The sequence below is a fragment of the Methyloprofundus sedimenti genome, assembly GCF_002072955.1.
In the GTDB taxonomy this organism is placed as follows: Bacteria; Pseudomonadota; Gammaproteobacteria; order Methylococcales; family Methylomonadaceae; genus Methyloprofundus; species Methyloprofundus sedimenti.
Genome location: NZ_LPUF01000001.1, coordinates 347,993 through 364,059 on the forward strand (window position 1 = coordinate 347,993; position 16,067 = coordinate 364,059).

Below are 16,067 nucleotides of genomic sequence, written 5' to 3' on the forward strand. Positions count from 1 at the left end.
ATAAATATTCAATTGAACAGAATAGATTTGCAAACTATTGCTATGTTTTTAACATCTTGCCAAACATATTTTTGAAGAGTTTCTATGCCTGTTAATCCTAAATCAGAACAAGGTCAAGCTCTACGCAAATTATTTCCATTGGCAACCATGCCATCACAGCAGTTTAAAGAGTTATGCGCAACTTGTGATGTAACTGAAATGCCTAGTGGGAGTTGTTTATTTAATGCAGGTGATGCAACAGAGTCATTTATTTATCTCATACAGGGCACTGTTTCTTTAGAAGTTGATGAGTTTATATTCGAAACTATAACCGGGGGTACTGATGCCGCGAAATTTGCACTGGCACACCAGTTTCCGCGCCAGGTTTGTGCTCGCGCACTTGATAATGTCAGTTTTTTTAGCCTGAAACTCGATGTGTTTGATAAAACAGATATTGATTATAACGAGGCAGAAAATGTATACAGGGTTGAGAATGATGACGATTCCGAAGCAGATGCATCCATTGACTGGCTGGCAGCCATACTTCAATCACCCGTGTTTCAACGCTTGTCTGCGGTAAATTTGCAGCAAGTTTTAATGAGTTTAGAGGACGTTAAATTTAGCAAAGGTGAGACTATTTTTCATCAGGGTGATGAGCGGGACTATTGTTATTTGATTAAAAAAGGCCGTTGTGCTTTAAGTCGAAAAGCCTCAGAACGAGCAAAAGAAATAAAATATCTGGAACTCTCTGAAGGCATGTCATTTGGAGAAGAGGCGATATTAACCGGTGAGCCCAAAAATATGACGGTAACCGCTGTCACTGATATGCTGATATCGCGTATAGATGCCGATCGCTTTATCAAGTTTATTAAAGAGCCTGCTCTAAAATACATTGATTGCTGTGACTTAGAGCAAGAACGTGAGCAAAACCCGGAGTTGCTTGTTGTAGATATACGTTCGGTTGATGAATACAATAAAAATCATTTAGAAGGCAGTCGAAATATTCCTTTATACTCATTACGTATGTCTATGAATGAGTTAAGGCAAGAGCCTGGCAAGATTGTTGTAGTTTGTGCGGACGGCAGATCGAGTGATGCGGCTGCTTATGAATTGATTAAGAACAGGATCAATGCAGTTATTTTAAGCGGTGGCATGCAGAGTATAGCTAATGAAGCTGTCGAAGCAATAGATGAAAATGAGACTGAACTAGCGGCTAAGAAAATAACAGAGCAAGCAGTTGAGATGATAGAGTCTGCTGATAGAGAATCTTGCTTGCAACAGGAGAATCAATCATTAAAAATAGAAAATGAGCGATTGACGACAGAATTGAAGTTATATAAAAAGCAATACAGGTTGCTTTATAAGCAAACGGAGAAGTTAAAAGCAGCGCTAGATAAGCTTCGAGCAACTCAGTAAGCATTGACAAACCCTTAGGGATTGTCAATGCTTACGTCGCCATATAAAACCTTATCCGCCTGTGGAAGATTACAGACTGAAGAATGCAACCAGGCAAATAAAAGTAATTATTTGATTTTTGCTTCTTTGTACATGACGTGTTGACGCACAACAGGGTCAAATTTTTTATTTCCATTTTTTCTGGCATAGTACGTTTATTTTTATCAGTTGTATAAAAATGTCCGGTACCTGCAGAAGAAACTAGTTTTATTTTATCGCGCATTTGTTATTTCCTCTTAAAATTTTTCGCCACGCTGACGCATTTCTACTAAAACAGCATCAATACCTTTTTTATCGATGATGCGCATACCTTTTGCAGATAATCTTAAACGTACCCATCTGTTTTCACTTTCAACCCAGAACTTATGATGATGCAAGTTAGGATTAAAAAGTCTTTTCGTTCTATTTTTCGCGTGGGATACATTGTTTCCCGTAATAGGGCGTTTACCCGTTACTTGACAAATTTTGGACATGATTTACCTCTAATGTGCCTTTATTCAAAGTTAGCCTGACTTTATACCAAATTTTCTTATGTAGGTAAACAATAATATATTTTTTTACCTAAAATAATCACTCACTTGTAGCGAAAAACACGCTATACTTCACCAGGTGATAACCGCTCTGATATAGCGAGAAGGTTTATGTCGAGAGGAATGGATATATAGTTAGTCAGGAATGTTAGAACTATGTTACATAGTCATAAATCAGCGAAAAGTTCAGTGGACGCGGTGAGTATACACAGATATTACATTATGCTTAAAAACATTTTTCAAAGAGATCAATATTGTGACAATTAAATTTGGCATGGTCATGGATTCGATTGACCAAATCAATATTCATAAAGACACCAGTTTTGCAATGTTACTGGAAGCGCAGGCGCGCAACTGGGAATTACATTATATGCAAATGGGCGATTTATTTTTGCGCAATGGCAAAGCGTATGCCAATACCCTGAATATTCAGGTGCAGCGCAATACAGTCGCCTGGTATACCGTCATGGATCAACAAACGATAGAGTTGCAGTCATTAGACTGCATAATTATGCGTAAAGATCCGCCGGTTGATCAGGAATATATATATGCTACTTATTTACTGGAACATGCTGAACAAGAGGGTGTGTATGTTATCAATAAGCCTCAGTCTTTACGTGATGCCAATGAAAAACTTTTTACCTCCTGGTTTCCACAGTGTTGTACTGATACGCTGGTAACGCGCAGGGCAGACTTGATTCGTGAATTCCTCGCAGAACACCGGGATATTATATTAAAGCCCCTGGATGGTATGGGAGGAGCCTCGATCTTTCATCTGCGTAGCAATGATCCAAATATCAGCGTTATTATTGAAACGATAACTGAGCATGGTCTGAAACATGTTATGGGGCAAAAGTATTTGCCAGAAATAAAACAGGGTGATAAACGCATCTTAATTGTTAATGGTGAGGCTATTCCCTTTGCGCTAGCGCGTATTCCTGCTCAAGGCGAAACTAGAGGCAATCTTGCTGCCGGAGGTTTTGCACAGGGACAGCCTTTAAGCGAGAGGGATGTCTGGATTGCACAACAAGTTGGTCCGGTATTAAAAGAAAAAGGGCTGATTTTTGTGGGGATTGATGTGATTGGTGATTATTTAACGGAAATTAATGTTACCAGCCCAACATGCGTACAAGAACTGGATAAGCAGTTTGGTATTAATATCTGTGCACAATTGATGGATCATATTGAGACAGTTATCGTTAAAATATAGCCGTATGACTGAACAAATCTTTCAACGACCTTCACCTTTGTCTAATAATGATACCTTGCTGGTTACGCTTTTTATTGCGGCAGTTATACACACTTTGATTATATTAGGTGTTAATTTTAGTATGCCTAAAACCGACAAAGCCAGTAAATCCATAGAGATTACACTAGTAACTCGGGAGGCAAAAAAAGCCCCGAAAAAGGCCGAGTTTTTAGCTCAAAATAATCAGATAGGTGCGGGTAAAAAGCAGGCAAAACCTGTCCCCGCTGCAAGCAAACAAAAAAGTGCAGGTACAAAGCTAAATAAACCGCCAGGTCAAAAAAAGATTACTCCAAAAAGCATTGTGCATAAACGGGTATTAAGCCAACAGCACGCAGAGCAAAAAATTCAAAAGACTGAACAAACTCTAAAGCCAAGCGAAACAAGTCGGCCGAAGTTATCTATGGATGCCCTGCAACAGCAATTGGCTCAGCTAGGTGAAAAAATACGCTACAAAAAACCCAGTAGTGATCAAAAGCGCATAAAATTTATTAATTCGGTCAGTACTCATAAATATCTTGCAGCACAGTATATTACTGACTGGCAGCGTAAAATAGAAAACATGGGCAATCTTAATTATCCGGCTATAGCCAAACGTCCGGGCTTTTCAAGTTCTCTGACTATGGATGTCGGTATTAAGCCCAATGGTAGTATCTACAGCATACGCATAAGTAAATCATCAGGTTATCCTGCTCTGGATCAAGCTGCCAAGCGTATCGTCAGGTTAAGTGCACCTTTTCCGCCTTTGCCTAAAGCATTACTTCAGGAAGTTGATGTTTTAGTCATTACCCGGGTGTGGAAATTTTCTGATGAATCAGGATTGTATACTCAATAAACATTTTAAATTACACAATTGTATTGCAGCTAAGCAAGATCTTTGTGTCAGTCCTCCCGCGCTCTCCGCGAGAATTAGTAAGGGAACCCTTTGTGTTCTGTAATGCAGAGTATTTCATCATCACTTCCTCATTAAAGTAAACGAGAAACTTTTTATATATGTCATTCCGGCATGTTGGTTGAAATCCAGTGCACAGAAATGAGAATGGTAAAGGCCACAGCATTTAAAGGAATTATGATAATCATCCTCCTCTTGTATTATTTTTCTGAGTAAAATCTAAAATTTTTTTGTGGCTATTGTCAGCTAAAAAAGAGCGTATAGTCCAGAATATAACTAAATTATAGTTTAACTTAGTTAATAATGAGAGGAAGAATATATGACGAATAAAATCAACTATAACAGACGTCAATTTTTACAACACTCTGCTTTAGGTGCAGCGGCATTAACAGTTTTCCCTGAAATGCTGTTTGCCAAAGCGGGACAATTTCAAAATAAAGCAACTCCTGGTTTTAATGCGGATATAGAAATTGAGTTTACATCGCGCGATGCCTATATCCCTATTTTAAAAAGTGGTCGTAAAACGAAAGTTCAAAAGTATTACGCTGAACTTTTAAAAGGTCCTAAAAATACTGTGGTTGAATTGGAGAATAACTATTTAACCTGAGTTCGGGATAAGAAAAGGTGGGCAGTCTTTTGAAAATCTGAAAAAATAGAAACAACCAAGAATTTATTTTTTCTAAGACTGCCCAATGCTAAGTTTAACCCGATTATTTTGTGATGTAGATGATTTTTGTAAAACCTTTTTACCCCACTGGGAGAAAACCCAAATAGAAAACGGTGAAAAGAAAAGACGGAAAAAGCGTTGCATTAGCCCCAGTGAAATAATTACTTTGATTGTTTACTATCATCAGTCAGGGTATGACACATTTAAATGGTTTTATTTACGCTACTTGCCCAAAAACTTATCTAAAGCTTTCCCAAAGGTGCCGAGTTATAACCGTTTCATTGAATTATTGCCCGATATTATCGGTCCTTTAACGGCTTTTATGCAAACACGTTGTGGCCGAAGTGAAGGTATTGCATTTGTTGATTCAACACCCCTTTGCGTTTGTAAAAATATTCGTATTCCGCGCCATAAAACTTTCAAAGATGTGGCCCAACGAGGCAAGTCTTCTACGGGCTGGTTCTATGGGTTTAAATTACACATTATTGTGGATGATCGAGGGGAAATACTTTCTTTTTCAATCACGAAAGGGAATGTTGATGACCGTAAACCCGTACCAAAATTGGCTAAAAATCTGATTGGAAAGCTTTTTGGCGATAGAGGATATATTTCTAAAAAACTCACTGAACTTTTAGCAACCGATGATGTTGAGTTAATCACAACTCTCAAGAAAAATATGAAACCACGAGTCATAGCTGCTTTTGATGCACTTTTATTGAGAAAGCGTAGCATTATTGAAACTATCAATGATCAACTTAAAAATATTTTTCAGCTTGAGCACTCTAGACATCGTTCGCTTACGAATTATATGATCAATATTGTTGCTTGTTTAGTTGCTTATTCTTACCAGGAAAAAAAGCCTGCACTCAACTTACGTAGAGAAGATTTATTACCTTTGTTATGACGTCTTATCCCGAACTCAGGTTATTTAGGCCCAATTCTTAATTACGTTAAAGGCCAGAAAGTTCGTATCTATTATAAGAATATGTTATCTGAGCCATCGACCATCCATTGGCATGGATTGCATGTGCCACAGCACAGCGATGGTCATCCGATGTATTCTTTAGCGCCTGGACAAAGCTATGTTTATGAATTTGAAGTCATGAATAATGCCGGCACCAGCTTTTATCATTCGCATTCACATAATTTAACTGCAGAGCAGGTTTATAAAGGTCTAGCAGGGCTGATTACGGTCACTGACAGTGAAGAGCTAAAATTAGATATACCACGGGGCGAGTATGATTTGCCGTTTGTTATTCAGGATAGAACTTTTAACGCGCAAAACCAGTTACAGTATTTACATGGTATGCACGGCAGAATGATGGGTTTTTTGGGCGAAAACATTTTAGTCAATGGTACACCAAACGCCGAATTTTCGGTAAAAACGTGCGCTTATCGTTTTCGCGCAGTGAATGGCTCGAACTCCAGAATTTATAAATTAGGCTGGGATGATGGTACGCCGTTAACGGCGATTGGCACTGATGCGCATCTTTTAGAAAAACCAGAAACGCGGCCTTACTTAATGTTCGCACCTGGTGAACGTATTGATTTATGGCTGGATTTTAGTGGTCGTGCCGTAGGCTCTAAGTTAGTTATGTACAGCTTGCCCTATGAAGGAGCGATGCCGCCGAAAATGGAAGAGCAACGCCTGGGCAAGAAATCTTCTGGCGGTATGGGTGGAGGAATGATGGGCGGTGGCATGATGGGAATGATGGGGTCTGGTTTAGGTCAGGGTGATAAATTTCCAATTGCCACATTTAAGATTACCGAAAAAGTCAGTGATTCACCTGAATTACCGAAAACATTAGGTCGATTTGAACGTTTAACCGAGGCGAGTGTAGATAATCCTAATAAACCGATACCGATAGGTATCGATATGAAGCCGATGCGTCCAATGTTAAATGGCAAATCTTTTTCCATGAATCGAGTGCTGGATTTTGAAAGAGTTGAACTTGGCTCGATTAAAAAATTAAAATATTTCATGACCACGGCCCTATGAAGATGGAAGAGGGCGAAAAAATGGATAAAGATATGGATATGTCCGATGGCAAAATGAACATGGAAGGTGGTGGAGGTATGGGTATGATGGGTGGAGGAATGGGTGGTGGGATGATGTTATCCATGGCGCATCCGATACATCTGCATGGTCAGCAATTTCAGGTGTTATCCAGAGAGATCGAAGGAATGCGTCAGGAAGAGTATAAAACGGTAAAAGACGGTTTTATCGATACAGGCTGGAAAGATACTGTTTTAGTGATGCCGGGTGAAGAGATTGTTATTGCCAAGCCGTTTCAGGATTACAAAGGTTTGTTTTTATATCATTGCCATAATCTTGAACATGAAGACTTAGGCATGATGCGCCAGTTTTATATAGGCTAATAAGGTCCCCCTACAAGGTGCTTCGTTGTTCCTATATATTTTTAGCTTGAATCCATGTGTTTAAACAATAGATTTTGGATGCAAGGCTGAGGAATGATGGGGTATTTTGTTAGTATTCTATGATCTGTGCTTGTAGTTTTACCTACATTCTGCAAGCATAGATTTGAACAGAAAAAATATTCTTAGACAGTTAAAATCACCAGTTACTCAAGATTTTTTATTTTTTTGGTCAATCGGTAAAGTTTTACTCGGTTCAGACTTAAACTCAGAAGTATGTATTCTTATTCACTAGCTATTTTTGGATTTAGGTTAGTAAAACATCCGGCCAAATGACATGACTTTTGATCCGGAAATCTATTAAAGTGGATCGGCTGATATTTTGACTCTTGATTGAACATTCCCGGTGAGTAATTTTCCGGCAACCCGAATCAAGTAAATAAGTTGTAAATTAGGTTCCCATTTGCACCATACTTTGTTGTCACTCAATTGAGCCAACCAGCGGACTGCATGGTATATTCGAGGAGTGCAATGAAATAATTCAGCAGTAGCCAGGAATTGATCCGTCTTGATTTTTCCTAAACCCACGTGGACTTTTGCTTTTTCAATCCATGTTTCGCAAGTTGGTCGTTCGAGATACTTCTTATGTGCTTGCCACTGTGTTTGGGGTTTTGATGATACATAACACAAATAACTATCCTCTGACATATCCCAAAGTTCGGATTGAGGGTCAGTTACATTTTTCGGTAATTTAAAACTGACCGCTACGAATAGCAAGAGCGAGACCATTCGCCACAAGGATATTAAAACTCACACTGTTCCCATCGGGTTGGCCTTTTATGAGCGCTCAACTCCGTTCGGTGAGTCGTGCAGTTAATTCTTGAGCTGTACCTTGTACCTTTATCAAATAGATATGTCTTCGTATCCAGTAGTTCGCCCACAAAGTAACCACTGTCACCTCAATAAATATTGCGCATCCGATTAGGCAATTATGCCAGTATTTGTTTGGTAAATTCAATAACACTATTGCTCGTATAGGCATCACTCGATCGGCACCAGACCTGTAGAATTTCTTTAGTTCCTTCTATAAAGGCAAGTTTTGGATGATATGAACGGGCTTCTTTGTTTTTGCAGTTTGAATCTTTGGTGCTTTCTTCTGGAGATTTTAGCCCAAAAATATTATCATTACTCTCAGGCCTATTCCTCATTGTAATTTCTATTGTGGTAGATAAAATTCCAACAGAATACGTCAGCCTAGCGTCACACAACAGATATAATTTTAACCCCTATTCTAGAGATGATGAAACGCACATTACGCTTATTACATAGTATTATCATACTTTCAATAACAGCATGCTCCGTTTCAAAAAACACAGTAGAACCCGATGACCAGCCTATTGTCGGCTGGGGAAGTTCTGAAGGCATTAGTCGCCTGGAGGAATCGAGATATAAAACCGATTTCTTTAAATTAGCTAATCATTTTGAAAGCCAGCACAACAAGATTTTTTGCGGCCCCACTTCGGCCGCTATTGTTCTCAATTCATTGCGAGTACGAAATGGATCTATTCAAATCCCTGAAGACAAAACGCTGCTTAATCAATCTGATTTACAATTCCTTGCGAGCAAAAAATGGTCTCCTTTTTTCCAGCGTTATACTCAAAACAACATATTTCTGAATAGCCCAAAATCCAGAGCATTTGTACTGGGTAAAGTATTGCTGGACCCAAAAGGTAATATCATCATTGATGAAAAAGGTAAGTCTAAAAAAGACAGAGGATTCCAGGTACGTCAATTAGCTGAGTTATTCCGGGAACATGGATTAAGTGTAAAAGTCAGTATCGTTAATCAAGCCCTGGATAATACAAGTATTAAAAATGAAATTATTGAGAATTTAAGAACGCCTAATGATTATGTTATTGTCAATTATAAACGTACTGTTTTAAACCAGGCCGGCGGTGGGCATATATCACCTCTAGGCGCATATCATAAAGCGTCCGATTCATTTCTTGTCATGGATGTTACCCCGAATAAAGCAGATTGGGTCTGGGTAAAAGCGGATCTATTAATACAGGCCATGCGTACATTTGATACTCATGAGAATCGTGGCTATTTGCTAGTTAAAGAAAAAAAGAGCCAGTAAATTAGCTCTTATTACACTCTCAATTTGAATACTATTATAAGTGTTGTGCTAAGCATTCCAATAGCATTTTAGCTGCAACCCACGATAAAAATCACTCTAAAAGCAAAGCGGGCCGTGCTGCCGCATCCCGTTAATGACCGTTTGAAAAGTGCAGCGGATCATTCCTTAGGTCACGAATTAAAAATTAAGCAGGGATAGCCCTAAAGAACTCGTAGCGCGATTTGTGACCTGATATCGTTTTTTGTTAAAACTTACTTGTAAATTGTCTCAATACAACCCTAATTTTTAATGCCTGAAAGCGCCTATTGTTGACATAAATACTCAGTTGAAAGTTTTTTAATAAGCGTATACCTTAACTAGGAGACAACGAAAAGCTAAACCTGCTGTAACGCAGGGACAGAAAGTGACGGGGCCTAAATGGGGAAGCCGAGCTGCCGAAAGTGATTCAGGAATGGATTTAATGATGTGTATATTTTAATAATATATCAATATTGCACACCTGCTTACTACTCAAAAGTGTTAAATATTTTTTGAGTAGTCATTAAAATAATAATTAGGATTTTAAAAATGACTGAAGAAAAAAGCAACAACACCTGAATTCATTCAGAACTAGCATGGGAACAGGCGCGCCATGCTACCTCACGAAATTCCGGGACTCCTGTCGCCTTCATTCATTCACATACGCAGCGACTAGGGGATGCCCTGAACGCCCTGCGTCCGCAACGACTACGCACAAAAGCCGCTTCGTCAAGGCTACCTCAAATGGCTTGACGGCTATTCGGAATGCAATTCTTGCTTCTCTCGCGTGCTGCTAGCACACGTCGAATCAGCGAATTGCCCTGTCGCCTATCAGGGACTAAAAATCATCACTTCGCTTAGGCTCCGTTTCCCTGATTTTCAGCGTTGGAACAGAAACTTACGGGTTCGACATCAATTCAATTGTCATAACTGTAAATTTGAGTGTAATAAAATCAACCCGATAAATGCGGGTTATTTTTGTTTTAGACATATCCACAAGCACTACAGTCCATGTTGCAAATAATGTAACTAATGCGAGTTTGATGCATATTCTCTGCTTGCCTTTAATTTTTAATAATGTCCATTTTTAGGGAAATTACACATCATGAAAAAAAACGAAGCGATCTCAAAAATAATGTCCTCTGAGGTTGTTACTGTTCATAAGAACCAAAAATTAAGTGATGTACGCCACATTATTTGCGAATCAAATATCCAACATGTCCCGGTCGTTGATGGGAAAACATTAGTCGGACTAATAAGCTACACCGATCTGATGAAACTGAATATTGTTATTAACGGTGCTGATGAACGTACGATTGATGCCATTGTTGATCAGCAATTCACCATTCAAGATATCATGGTCACCGAGTTGATTGCACTTAGTGAGACCGATACTATAAGGCAGGCATCCAAAATACTTGCCGAGGGTGCTTTTCATTCTCTTCCGGTTATCGATAAGCAAAAACAACTTGTTGGTATCGTCACAATGACCGATTTAATAAAATATCTTAACGATCAATATTAATAAAAACTATTACTGGATATCCGCTTTTTTGTGATGCAGGAAGTTTGATTTTTTCAATAAATAGACGAGGTCTACTTTGGTTACTAGAGTAGACCCCCTAATTATTCCTCAAATCACCAGATATCAATTTTTAGCGGTGATGCACTAAACCATATTGTCATTTAAATTCATTAGAATTAAATCAAAAAGACTTGATTCATCGGGATCACTCGGAGAGGTTTGGGCAAATTTGAATAAAGTTGCCTATTCTTTTTACTTCTTGCTCAAATAAGCTAAATATAAGGCAACTCCTTCCTGAACAGTTTTGAACGCTGCATTATAGCCAGCTTGGCGTAAATTATTCATATCGGCTTGAGTATAGCTTTGATAACTTCCTTTTAAATGTTCAGGAAAAGGGATATATTCAATCTGCCCTTTTTGGTGGAACTCAATCACTGCCTCAGCGACGTCTCTGAAGGATTGGGCCTTACCCGTTCCTACATTGAAAATACCACAGACTTCAGGGTGTTCAAATAGCCATAAATTCACTGCGACTATATCATCAATGTAAATAAAATCTCGTAATTGTCCGCCATTTTCATAACCATCACAGCCTTCAAATAACTTGGGGTTTTCCCCCTTTAATAATTGATTATGCAAGTGAAAGGCAACACTGGCCATACTGCCTTTGTGCTGTTCCCTGGGGCCATAGACATTAAAATAGCGTAAGCCGACAACCTGAGTCTGTTTGTCCAGGTTCAGTCTGCGTACATATTGATCAAATTGCCATTTAGAATAGCCATAAACATTCAGTGGGCCTTCATATTCACGGCTTTCAGTAAACTGTTTAGTGTCGCCATAAGTTGCAGCCGAAGACGCATAAATAAAGGCGATAGAATGCTCCAGACAATAATGTAACAGGGTTTTGGAATACTCATAATTATTTTGCATCATGAATTTACCATCCCATTCTGTTGTAGATGAGCAAGCGCCTTCATGAAAAATGACATCTATTTTAAGAGGCAAGCCGGTATTGGTTTGTATCCGGTTAAGAAAGTCGTTTAAATCCCAATAATCAGCAATATCGCAGTCCACAATATTACGGAACTTTGCACCATCGGTTAAATCATCAACGATAATAATATCAGTACGCCCTTGTTGATTGAGGGTTTTAACAATATTGCTACCGATAAATCCAGCACCGCCTGTGACAATAATCATAACTTTTAGCCTTGTTTTTTTTGTTCTTAAAAAAATTGAGAATAGCGCAGCTTGGGTGAGTTTGTTTGTGCAATGAAAAAAACGTGACCCAGAAATTCATCTTGCTATCTTTAAATGTTGCTTATGTTATCCGCACAATAGCAGATAAGCGAAGCTCCATTTTTTACATGGTTTACTGATTTTTAATACGTTCGATTGTCGTCGTGGTAGATTTGCCATCAACAAAATCAAGGATTTGTACTTTACCACCTGCGTTAATAACGGCTTCTGCGCCGACAACTTCTTCGGGTTTATAGTCGCCGCCTTTTACCAGTATGTCGGGTAAAAATGTATTATAAATACGTTCAGGAGTTTCCTCAAAGAAAGGGATAACCCAATCCACACAACCTAATGCGGCAATAATGGTCATACGGTCTGCTAATTTATTAATCGGGCGGGAAGGCCCTTTTAATTGCTGTACAGACTCATCAGAATTGATAGCTACCACCAGACGATCACCTAATAGCCTGGCCTGTTCAAGATAGGCGACATGACCGGCATGTAAAATATCAAAACAGCCATTGGTCATCACGACTTTTTCGCCACTTTTTTGTGCAAACTCGATTTCATTTTTTAGTTCATCTTCTGACACGACACCACTAATATTTTCCTTATCACCATGTAATGCACGATTAAGCTCATGGCTGGAAACGGTTGATGTGCCAAATTTTCCTACAACTATGCCAGCGGCCATATTAGCCAGGTGCATGGCATGTTGTAATCCCAGTCCTGAGGCAACACCCAATGCCATACTTGCAATAACAGTATCACCAGCACCAGTGACATCGAAGACTTCACGCGCATGAGTAGGTAAGAAATGAGCTTCCGATTTTTTAATTAAAGCCATTCCATGTTCGCTTAAAGTAACCAGCAAAGCTTCAATATTATGTTGCGCAAGTAATGACTGCCCTTTACTTATTATTTGTTCATTATTCAGGCATGGCCCGACAACTGCCTGAAATTCAGATCGATTGGGGGTGATTAAGGTTGCACCCTGATAACGAGAAAAATCTGTACCTTTAGGGTCAACAAAGCTTTGCACCCCTTGTGCATTTGCTAACTCAAGTAATTGTGGAATATGCTCTAAAACGCCCTTGGCATAATCCGAGAAGATAACGACATCTGCTGTAGCCAATGCTGCCTTATAATGTCTCAACAACTCTGTGTAGTCAAAATCTATTAAAGACTCTTCAAAGTCCAGGCGTATGAGCTGCTGGTGTTGTGCAACTATGCGTAACTTACACGTAGTTGGCACATTATTGCTTTTAATGAAATCACAAGTAACGCCTTTAGCTTCTAATAGATTCTGTAGTTCATTGGCTTCATTATCATCACCGACTATACCTAATAGCGTAACGTTGGCAGCTAATGAGGCAATATTTAAGGCAACATTTCCTGCGCCACCCGCGCGTGCCTCTTTTTTTGCAACCTTGACGATAGGTACTGGTGCCTCAGGCGATACGCGTGTCGTTTGCCCGGACCAGTAATAGTCGAGCATCAGATCACCGACCACCAGTATATTTAATCCTTTAAACCCCGGGATTTCACTAATCATGATCAACCTCATCTACCATTTCGCACCACCAGTGATAAATTATCATGTGCGCTTCCTGGATTCGGGCTGTGGTCTTGGATGGAATGATAATAGGCATATCAACCAGGGATTTTAAATGACCTCCATCTCCTCCCATTAAACCAATAACCGTCATGTTTCTTTGTTTAGCTGTGATACTCGCCTGCATTATATTTTCACTATTGCCCGAAGTTGAAATTGCAATTAAACAATCACCCTCAGCACCCAGTGCTTCAACCTGGCGAGAAAAAAGACTATCAAAACTAAAGTCATTGGGGTGCGCTGTCAGAATTGAACTATCTGTAGTCAGGGCAATGGCAGGATAAGCGCGGCGATTTTTATGGTAGCGAATAACCAGCTCGGCAGCAAAATGCTGACAATCTGCAGCGCTCCCGCCATTGCCGCAGAGCAGAATTTTGTGGCCAGATACCAGAGTGCTAATGATCAGCTTGGATGCCGCAGTGATCAGAGGCTTAGAGCCAGTTAACTGATTAATAATCTGCAGGTGTTCTTGTATCACATCAGAAAAATCGTTTGCTACTGTCGACATTAGAATCTCAATTGTTTATATATTGTGCGAGTGAATAGTGTATTGAACATTTAACTACAGAGAGAAATTAGTTTGTTTTCTACGCGTTGATAAAATTCTTCCCCATAATTTTGAGGTACTTCAAAATTTGCCTGTTTTTCTGGATCACTGATTGTTGCCCAGCGTTTAGAACTGGCGAACAAGTGGTCACCAAAAAATGATAATGTTTTAATATTTAAAGCCCCTGCCAGGTGCATGGGGCCAGTTGAGGTGCTCACAAACAGATTAAAAGAGGCAATTAATTTGCAGAAATCAACTAATGACATTTTTGAATCCACTAGCTCTGCGGGGAAATCAATATGGCTTTGTATATAGGTTTTACTTTCGCTGTCGTCAGGTCCAAAAGTAAAAACCACCTTGATATCTTGTATGGCAGAAATAGATTTTGCAAGCTTTAGGTAATCGACCAGTTTTAAATTACCATCACTACTGCCGCCAAAACCGGGATGGAATGCAATGGTTTTTATATTTGAGCAGGGTGTTAGATTATTAAACTGTAAAAAAGGTCTATCTAGCTGGCAATTTATATCTGGTGAAAATGCTTTAAGTAAGTCGATATTATATTGCCATTCCGTTTTTTTAACCTGGCCTCTTCTTTGTTTAACGGTCTGATTAAAAAATAGCTGTGCTATTTTTGTTGCTGGAGATATTCGCGTTTTTATGCCTGACAAAAATAAAATTGTCCCCAGCCGTGTATCAATAAAACATGAAATACTGGTATCTATTTTTTGTTGGCGAATGTTTTTTATGAGTTGTAGAGGGTTTTCAGAATATAAAATAACCTCATCTATATAGTCGATTGATCTGGCCAAGTCATAATTTATTTTAGAAACCAGCACAATCACCCGATGATTAGTCTGCGTTTTTAAAATCTTTAACATGGGTAATATGGTTATAAAATCACCAATTTTATCGTGTCTAGTGATTAATATATTCATTGCTTCAGACTTTTATTCATTGCATAGAGTTTCATATGTTTATAAAAAGTCGTGGCCATATGCGAAAAAGCGATAATGAGACCTGGATAGCCATCCAAAAAGCCTAATTTTAAAACATAGGTTTTAAAAAATGCAAAGTGCGCATTGATAATAGCTTTTAAAGGCGAGGTTGATTTTTTGCCGGCATTGTCCTCTGCATACAATGTTGAGTATCGATCCAGCTTGATAATAAAGTCAGAAATGGTGCCATAAGGGTAATGTTTTATTGCACCCTTAATATGCTTAATATGAAAACCATCTTCAATAATAGCTTCGTGTACATTTTTATCAGTAAAAGCAGTTTTATTCCTGTTATATAGTCTGGGAATAATATCCTTTCCCCAGCAATATTTTATTTTTGCCGATTGATAATAGTTTTCTCGTAAAATCGTATAAATACACAGCTCATTTAGCTTGGTCTGCTGCAAATTTTGTATAAAATCATCAGACAATATTTCATCTGCATCTAATGATATTATCCAGTCATTTTTTGAAAAACCTGCCGCTTTGTTTTTGCTGGGACCAAAGCCGATAAACTCACCCTGAATCAGCTTAACATTGGGATAGCTTATGGCGATGTCTTGGGTGCTATCTGTAGAGTTATTATTGTATAAAACAACCTCATCAAAGCAAGCTAAAGAATCTAGAGTATTTGTCAGGGTGCTTGCAGCATTTTTAGCAATGATTACACAGGAAATATGCTGTATTTTTGTATTATGCATAATTCTATTGACTCAAAGCTTCGAAAAACTGATGAAAGTTGGCGACTTGATTAAAAATAGCATAATTCAGGTTCAGGGTAATAAGCTTTCAGACTAAGGAATATGGGATAATATGCGAAAAATGATTATAGCACTTTAA

The 16,067-nt window shown here is 38.7% G+C and carries 17 protein-coding genes, 1 pseudogene and 1 riboswitch; of the genes and pseudogenes, 9 read left to right on the top strand and 9 right to left on the bottom strand.

Annotated features, from left to right (window positions below):
- The first annotated feature begins 84 nt into the window (after positions 1-84).
- Positions 85-1,395: a cyclic nucleotide-binding domain-containing protein gene (locus tag AU255_RS01430; protein WP_080521218.1), complete on the top strand. Its 1,311-nt coding sequence runs from the start codon at positions 85-87 to the stop codon at positions 1,393-1,395.
- Between the two features lie 107 nt (positions 1,396-1,502).
- Here AU255_RS01430 and rpmG read toward each other — a convergent pair.
- Together rpmG and rpmB are read right to left on the bottom strand one after the other, a co-directional pair.
- Positions 1,503-1,657, bottom strand: a pseudogene (gene rpmG, locus AU255_RS01435) (50S ribosomal protein L33).
- A 13-nt stretch (positions 1,658-1,670) separates the two neighbouring features.
- Positions 1,671-1,907, bottom strand: coding sequence for a 50S ribosomal protein L28 (gene rpmB, locus AU255_RS01440; RefSeq protein ID WP_080521219.1), 237 nt, complete (start codon positions 1,905-1,907; stop codon positions 1,671-1,673).
- 313 nt (positions 1,908-2,220) lie between these two features.
- On the opposite strand from rpmB, the gene gshB reads away from it, so the two are divergent.
- The 6 genes from gshB (at position 2,221) to AU255_RS20595 (ending at position 7,148) form a co-directional block, all read left to right on the top strand.
- A complete protein-coding gene (gene gshB, locus AU255_RS01445; RefSeq protein WP_080521220.1) occupies positions 2,221-3,174 on the top strand; it encodes a glutathione synthase in 954 nt (317 codons plus the stop codon).
- Positions 3,175-3,178: 4 nt separating this feature from the next.
- The gene (locus tag AU255_RS01450; protein WP_080521221.1) at positions 3,179-4,045 is read left to right on the top strand and encodes a TonB family protein; all 867 of its coding nucleotides are present in this window, start codon (positions 3,179-3,181) and stop codon (positions 4,043-4,045) included.
- A gap of 376 nt (positions 4,046-4,421) precedes the next feature.
- Positions 4,422-4,709, top strand: a complete 288-nt coding sequence (locus AU255_RS01455) for a twin-arginine translocation signal domain-containing protein (RefSeq protein WP_080521222.1) — start codon at positions 4,422-4,424, stop codon at positions 4,707-4,709.
- Between the two features lie 85 nt (positions 4,710-4,794).
- Entirely contained in the window at positions 4,795-5,673 is an 879-nt protein-coding gene (locus AU255_RS01460; protein WP_080521034.1) for an IS982 family transposase, read from the top strand.
- 66 nt (positions 5,674-5,739) lie between these two features.
- Positions 5,740-6,768, top strand: coding sequence for a multicopper oxidase family protein (locus tag AU255_RS01465; protein ID WP_233144634.1), 1,029 nt, complete (start codon positions 5,740-5,742; stop codon positions 6,766-6,768).
- Positions 6,765-7,148, top strand: a complete 384-nt coding sequence (locus tag AU255_RS20595; protein WP_233144524.1) for a multicopper oxidase domain-containing protein — start codon at positions 6,765-6,767, stop codon at positions 7,146-7,148. The genes AU255_RS01465 and AU255_RS20595 overlap by 4 nt, the downstream gene beginning before the upstream one ends.
- A 357-nt stretch (positions 7,149-7,505) precedes the next feature.
- On the opposite strand, the gene AU255_RS01470 is transcribed toward AU255_RS20595, so the two are convergent.
- Positions 7,506-7,934, bottom strand: a complete 429-nt coding sequence (locus AU255_RS01470) for a hypothetical protein (RefSeq protein ID WP_080521223.1) — start codon at positions 7,932-7,934, stop codon at positions 7,506-7,508.
- 200 nt (positions 7,935-8,134) lie between these two features.
- The gene (locus AU255_RS01475; RefSeq protein WP_080521224.1) at positions 8,135-8,353 is read right to left on the bottom strand and encodes a hypothetical protein; all 219 of its coding nucleotides are present in this window, start codon (positions 8,351-8,353) and stop codon (positions 8,135-8,137) included.
- A 92-nt stretch (positions 8,354-8,445) separates the two neighbouring features.
- On the opposite strand from AU255_RS01475, the gene AU255_RS01480 reads away from it, so the two are divergent.
- Both AU255_RS01480 and AU255_RS01485 read left to right on the top strand, forming a co-directional pair.
- Positions 8,446-9,285 (top strand): phytochelatin synthase family protein, encoded by an 840-nt coding sequence (locus AU255_RS01480; RefSeq protein ID WP_158083023.1) that lies wholly within the window; start codon positions 8,446-8,448, stop codon positions 9,283-9,285.
- Between the two features lie 363 nt (positions 9,286-9,648).
- A riboswitch (cyclic di-GMP riboswitch) is annotated at positions 9,649-9,724 on the top strand.
- A gap of 714 nt (positions 9,725-10,438) precedes the next feature.
- On the top strand, positions 10,439-10,828 hold the full coding sequence (locus tag AU255_RS01485; RefSeq protein ID WP_198942513.1) for a CBS domain-containing protein: 390 nt from the start codon (positions 10,439-10,441) through the stop codon (positions 10,826-10,828).
- A 252-nt stretch (positions 10,829-11,080) separates the two neighbouring features.
- On the opposite strand, the gene rfaD is transcribed toward AU255_RS01485, so the two are convergent.
- From rfaD to AU255_RS01510, 5 genes are all read right to left on the bottom strand, one after another.
- Positions 11,081-12,028, bottom strand: a complete 948-nt coding sequence (rfaD, locus tag AU255_RS01490) for an ADP-glyceromanno-heptose 6-epimerase (protein WP_080521227.1) — start codon at positions 12,026-12,028, stop codon at positions 11,081-11,083.
- A 172-nt stretch (positions 12,029-12,200) separates the two neighbouring features.
- On the bottom strand, positions 12,201-13,622 hold the full coding sequence (hldE, locus tag AU255_RS01495) for a bifunctional D-glycero-beta-D-manno-heptose-7-phosphate kinase/D-glycero-beta-D-manno-heptose 1-phosphate adenylyltransferase HldE (protein WP_080521228.1): 1,422 nt from the start codon (positions 13,620-13,622) through the stop codon (positions 12,201-12,203).
- The gene (locus AU255_RS01500) at positions 13,615-14,190 is read right to left on the bottom strand and encodes a D-sedoheptulose-7-phosphate isomerase (RefSeq protein ID WP_080521229.1); all 576 of its coding nucleotides are present in this window, start codon (positions 14,188-14,190) and stop codon (positions 13,615-13,617) included. Before AU255_RS01500 ends, hldE begins: the two co-directional genes overlap by 8 nt.
- A 50-nt stretch (positions 14,191-14,240) precedes the next feature.
- Positions 14,241-15,110, bottom strand: a complete 870-nt coding sequence (locus AU255_RS01505) for a glycosyltransferase family 9 protein (RefSeq protein WP_198942514.1) — start codon at positions 15,108-15,110, stop codon at positions 14,241-14,243.
- 53 nt (positions 15,111-15,163) lie between these two features.
- On the bottom strand, positions 15,164-15,928 hold the full coding sequence (locus tag AU255_RS01510; RefSeq protein ID WP_080521231.1) for a glycosyltransferase family 2 protein: 765 nt from the start codon (positions 15,926-15,928) through the stop codon (positions 15,164-15,166).
- Between the last annotated feature and the right edge of the window lie 139 nt (positions 15,929-16,067).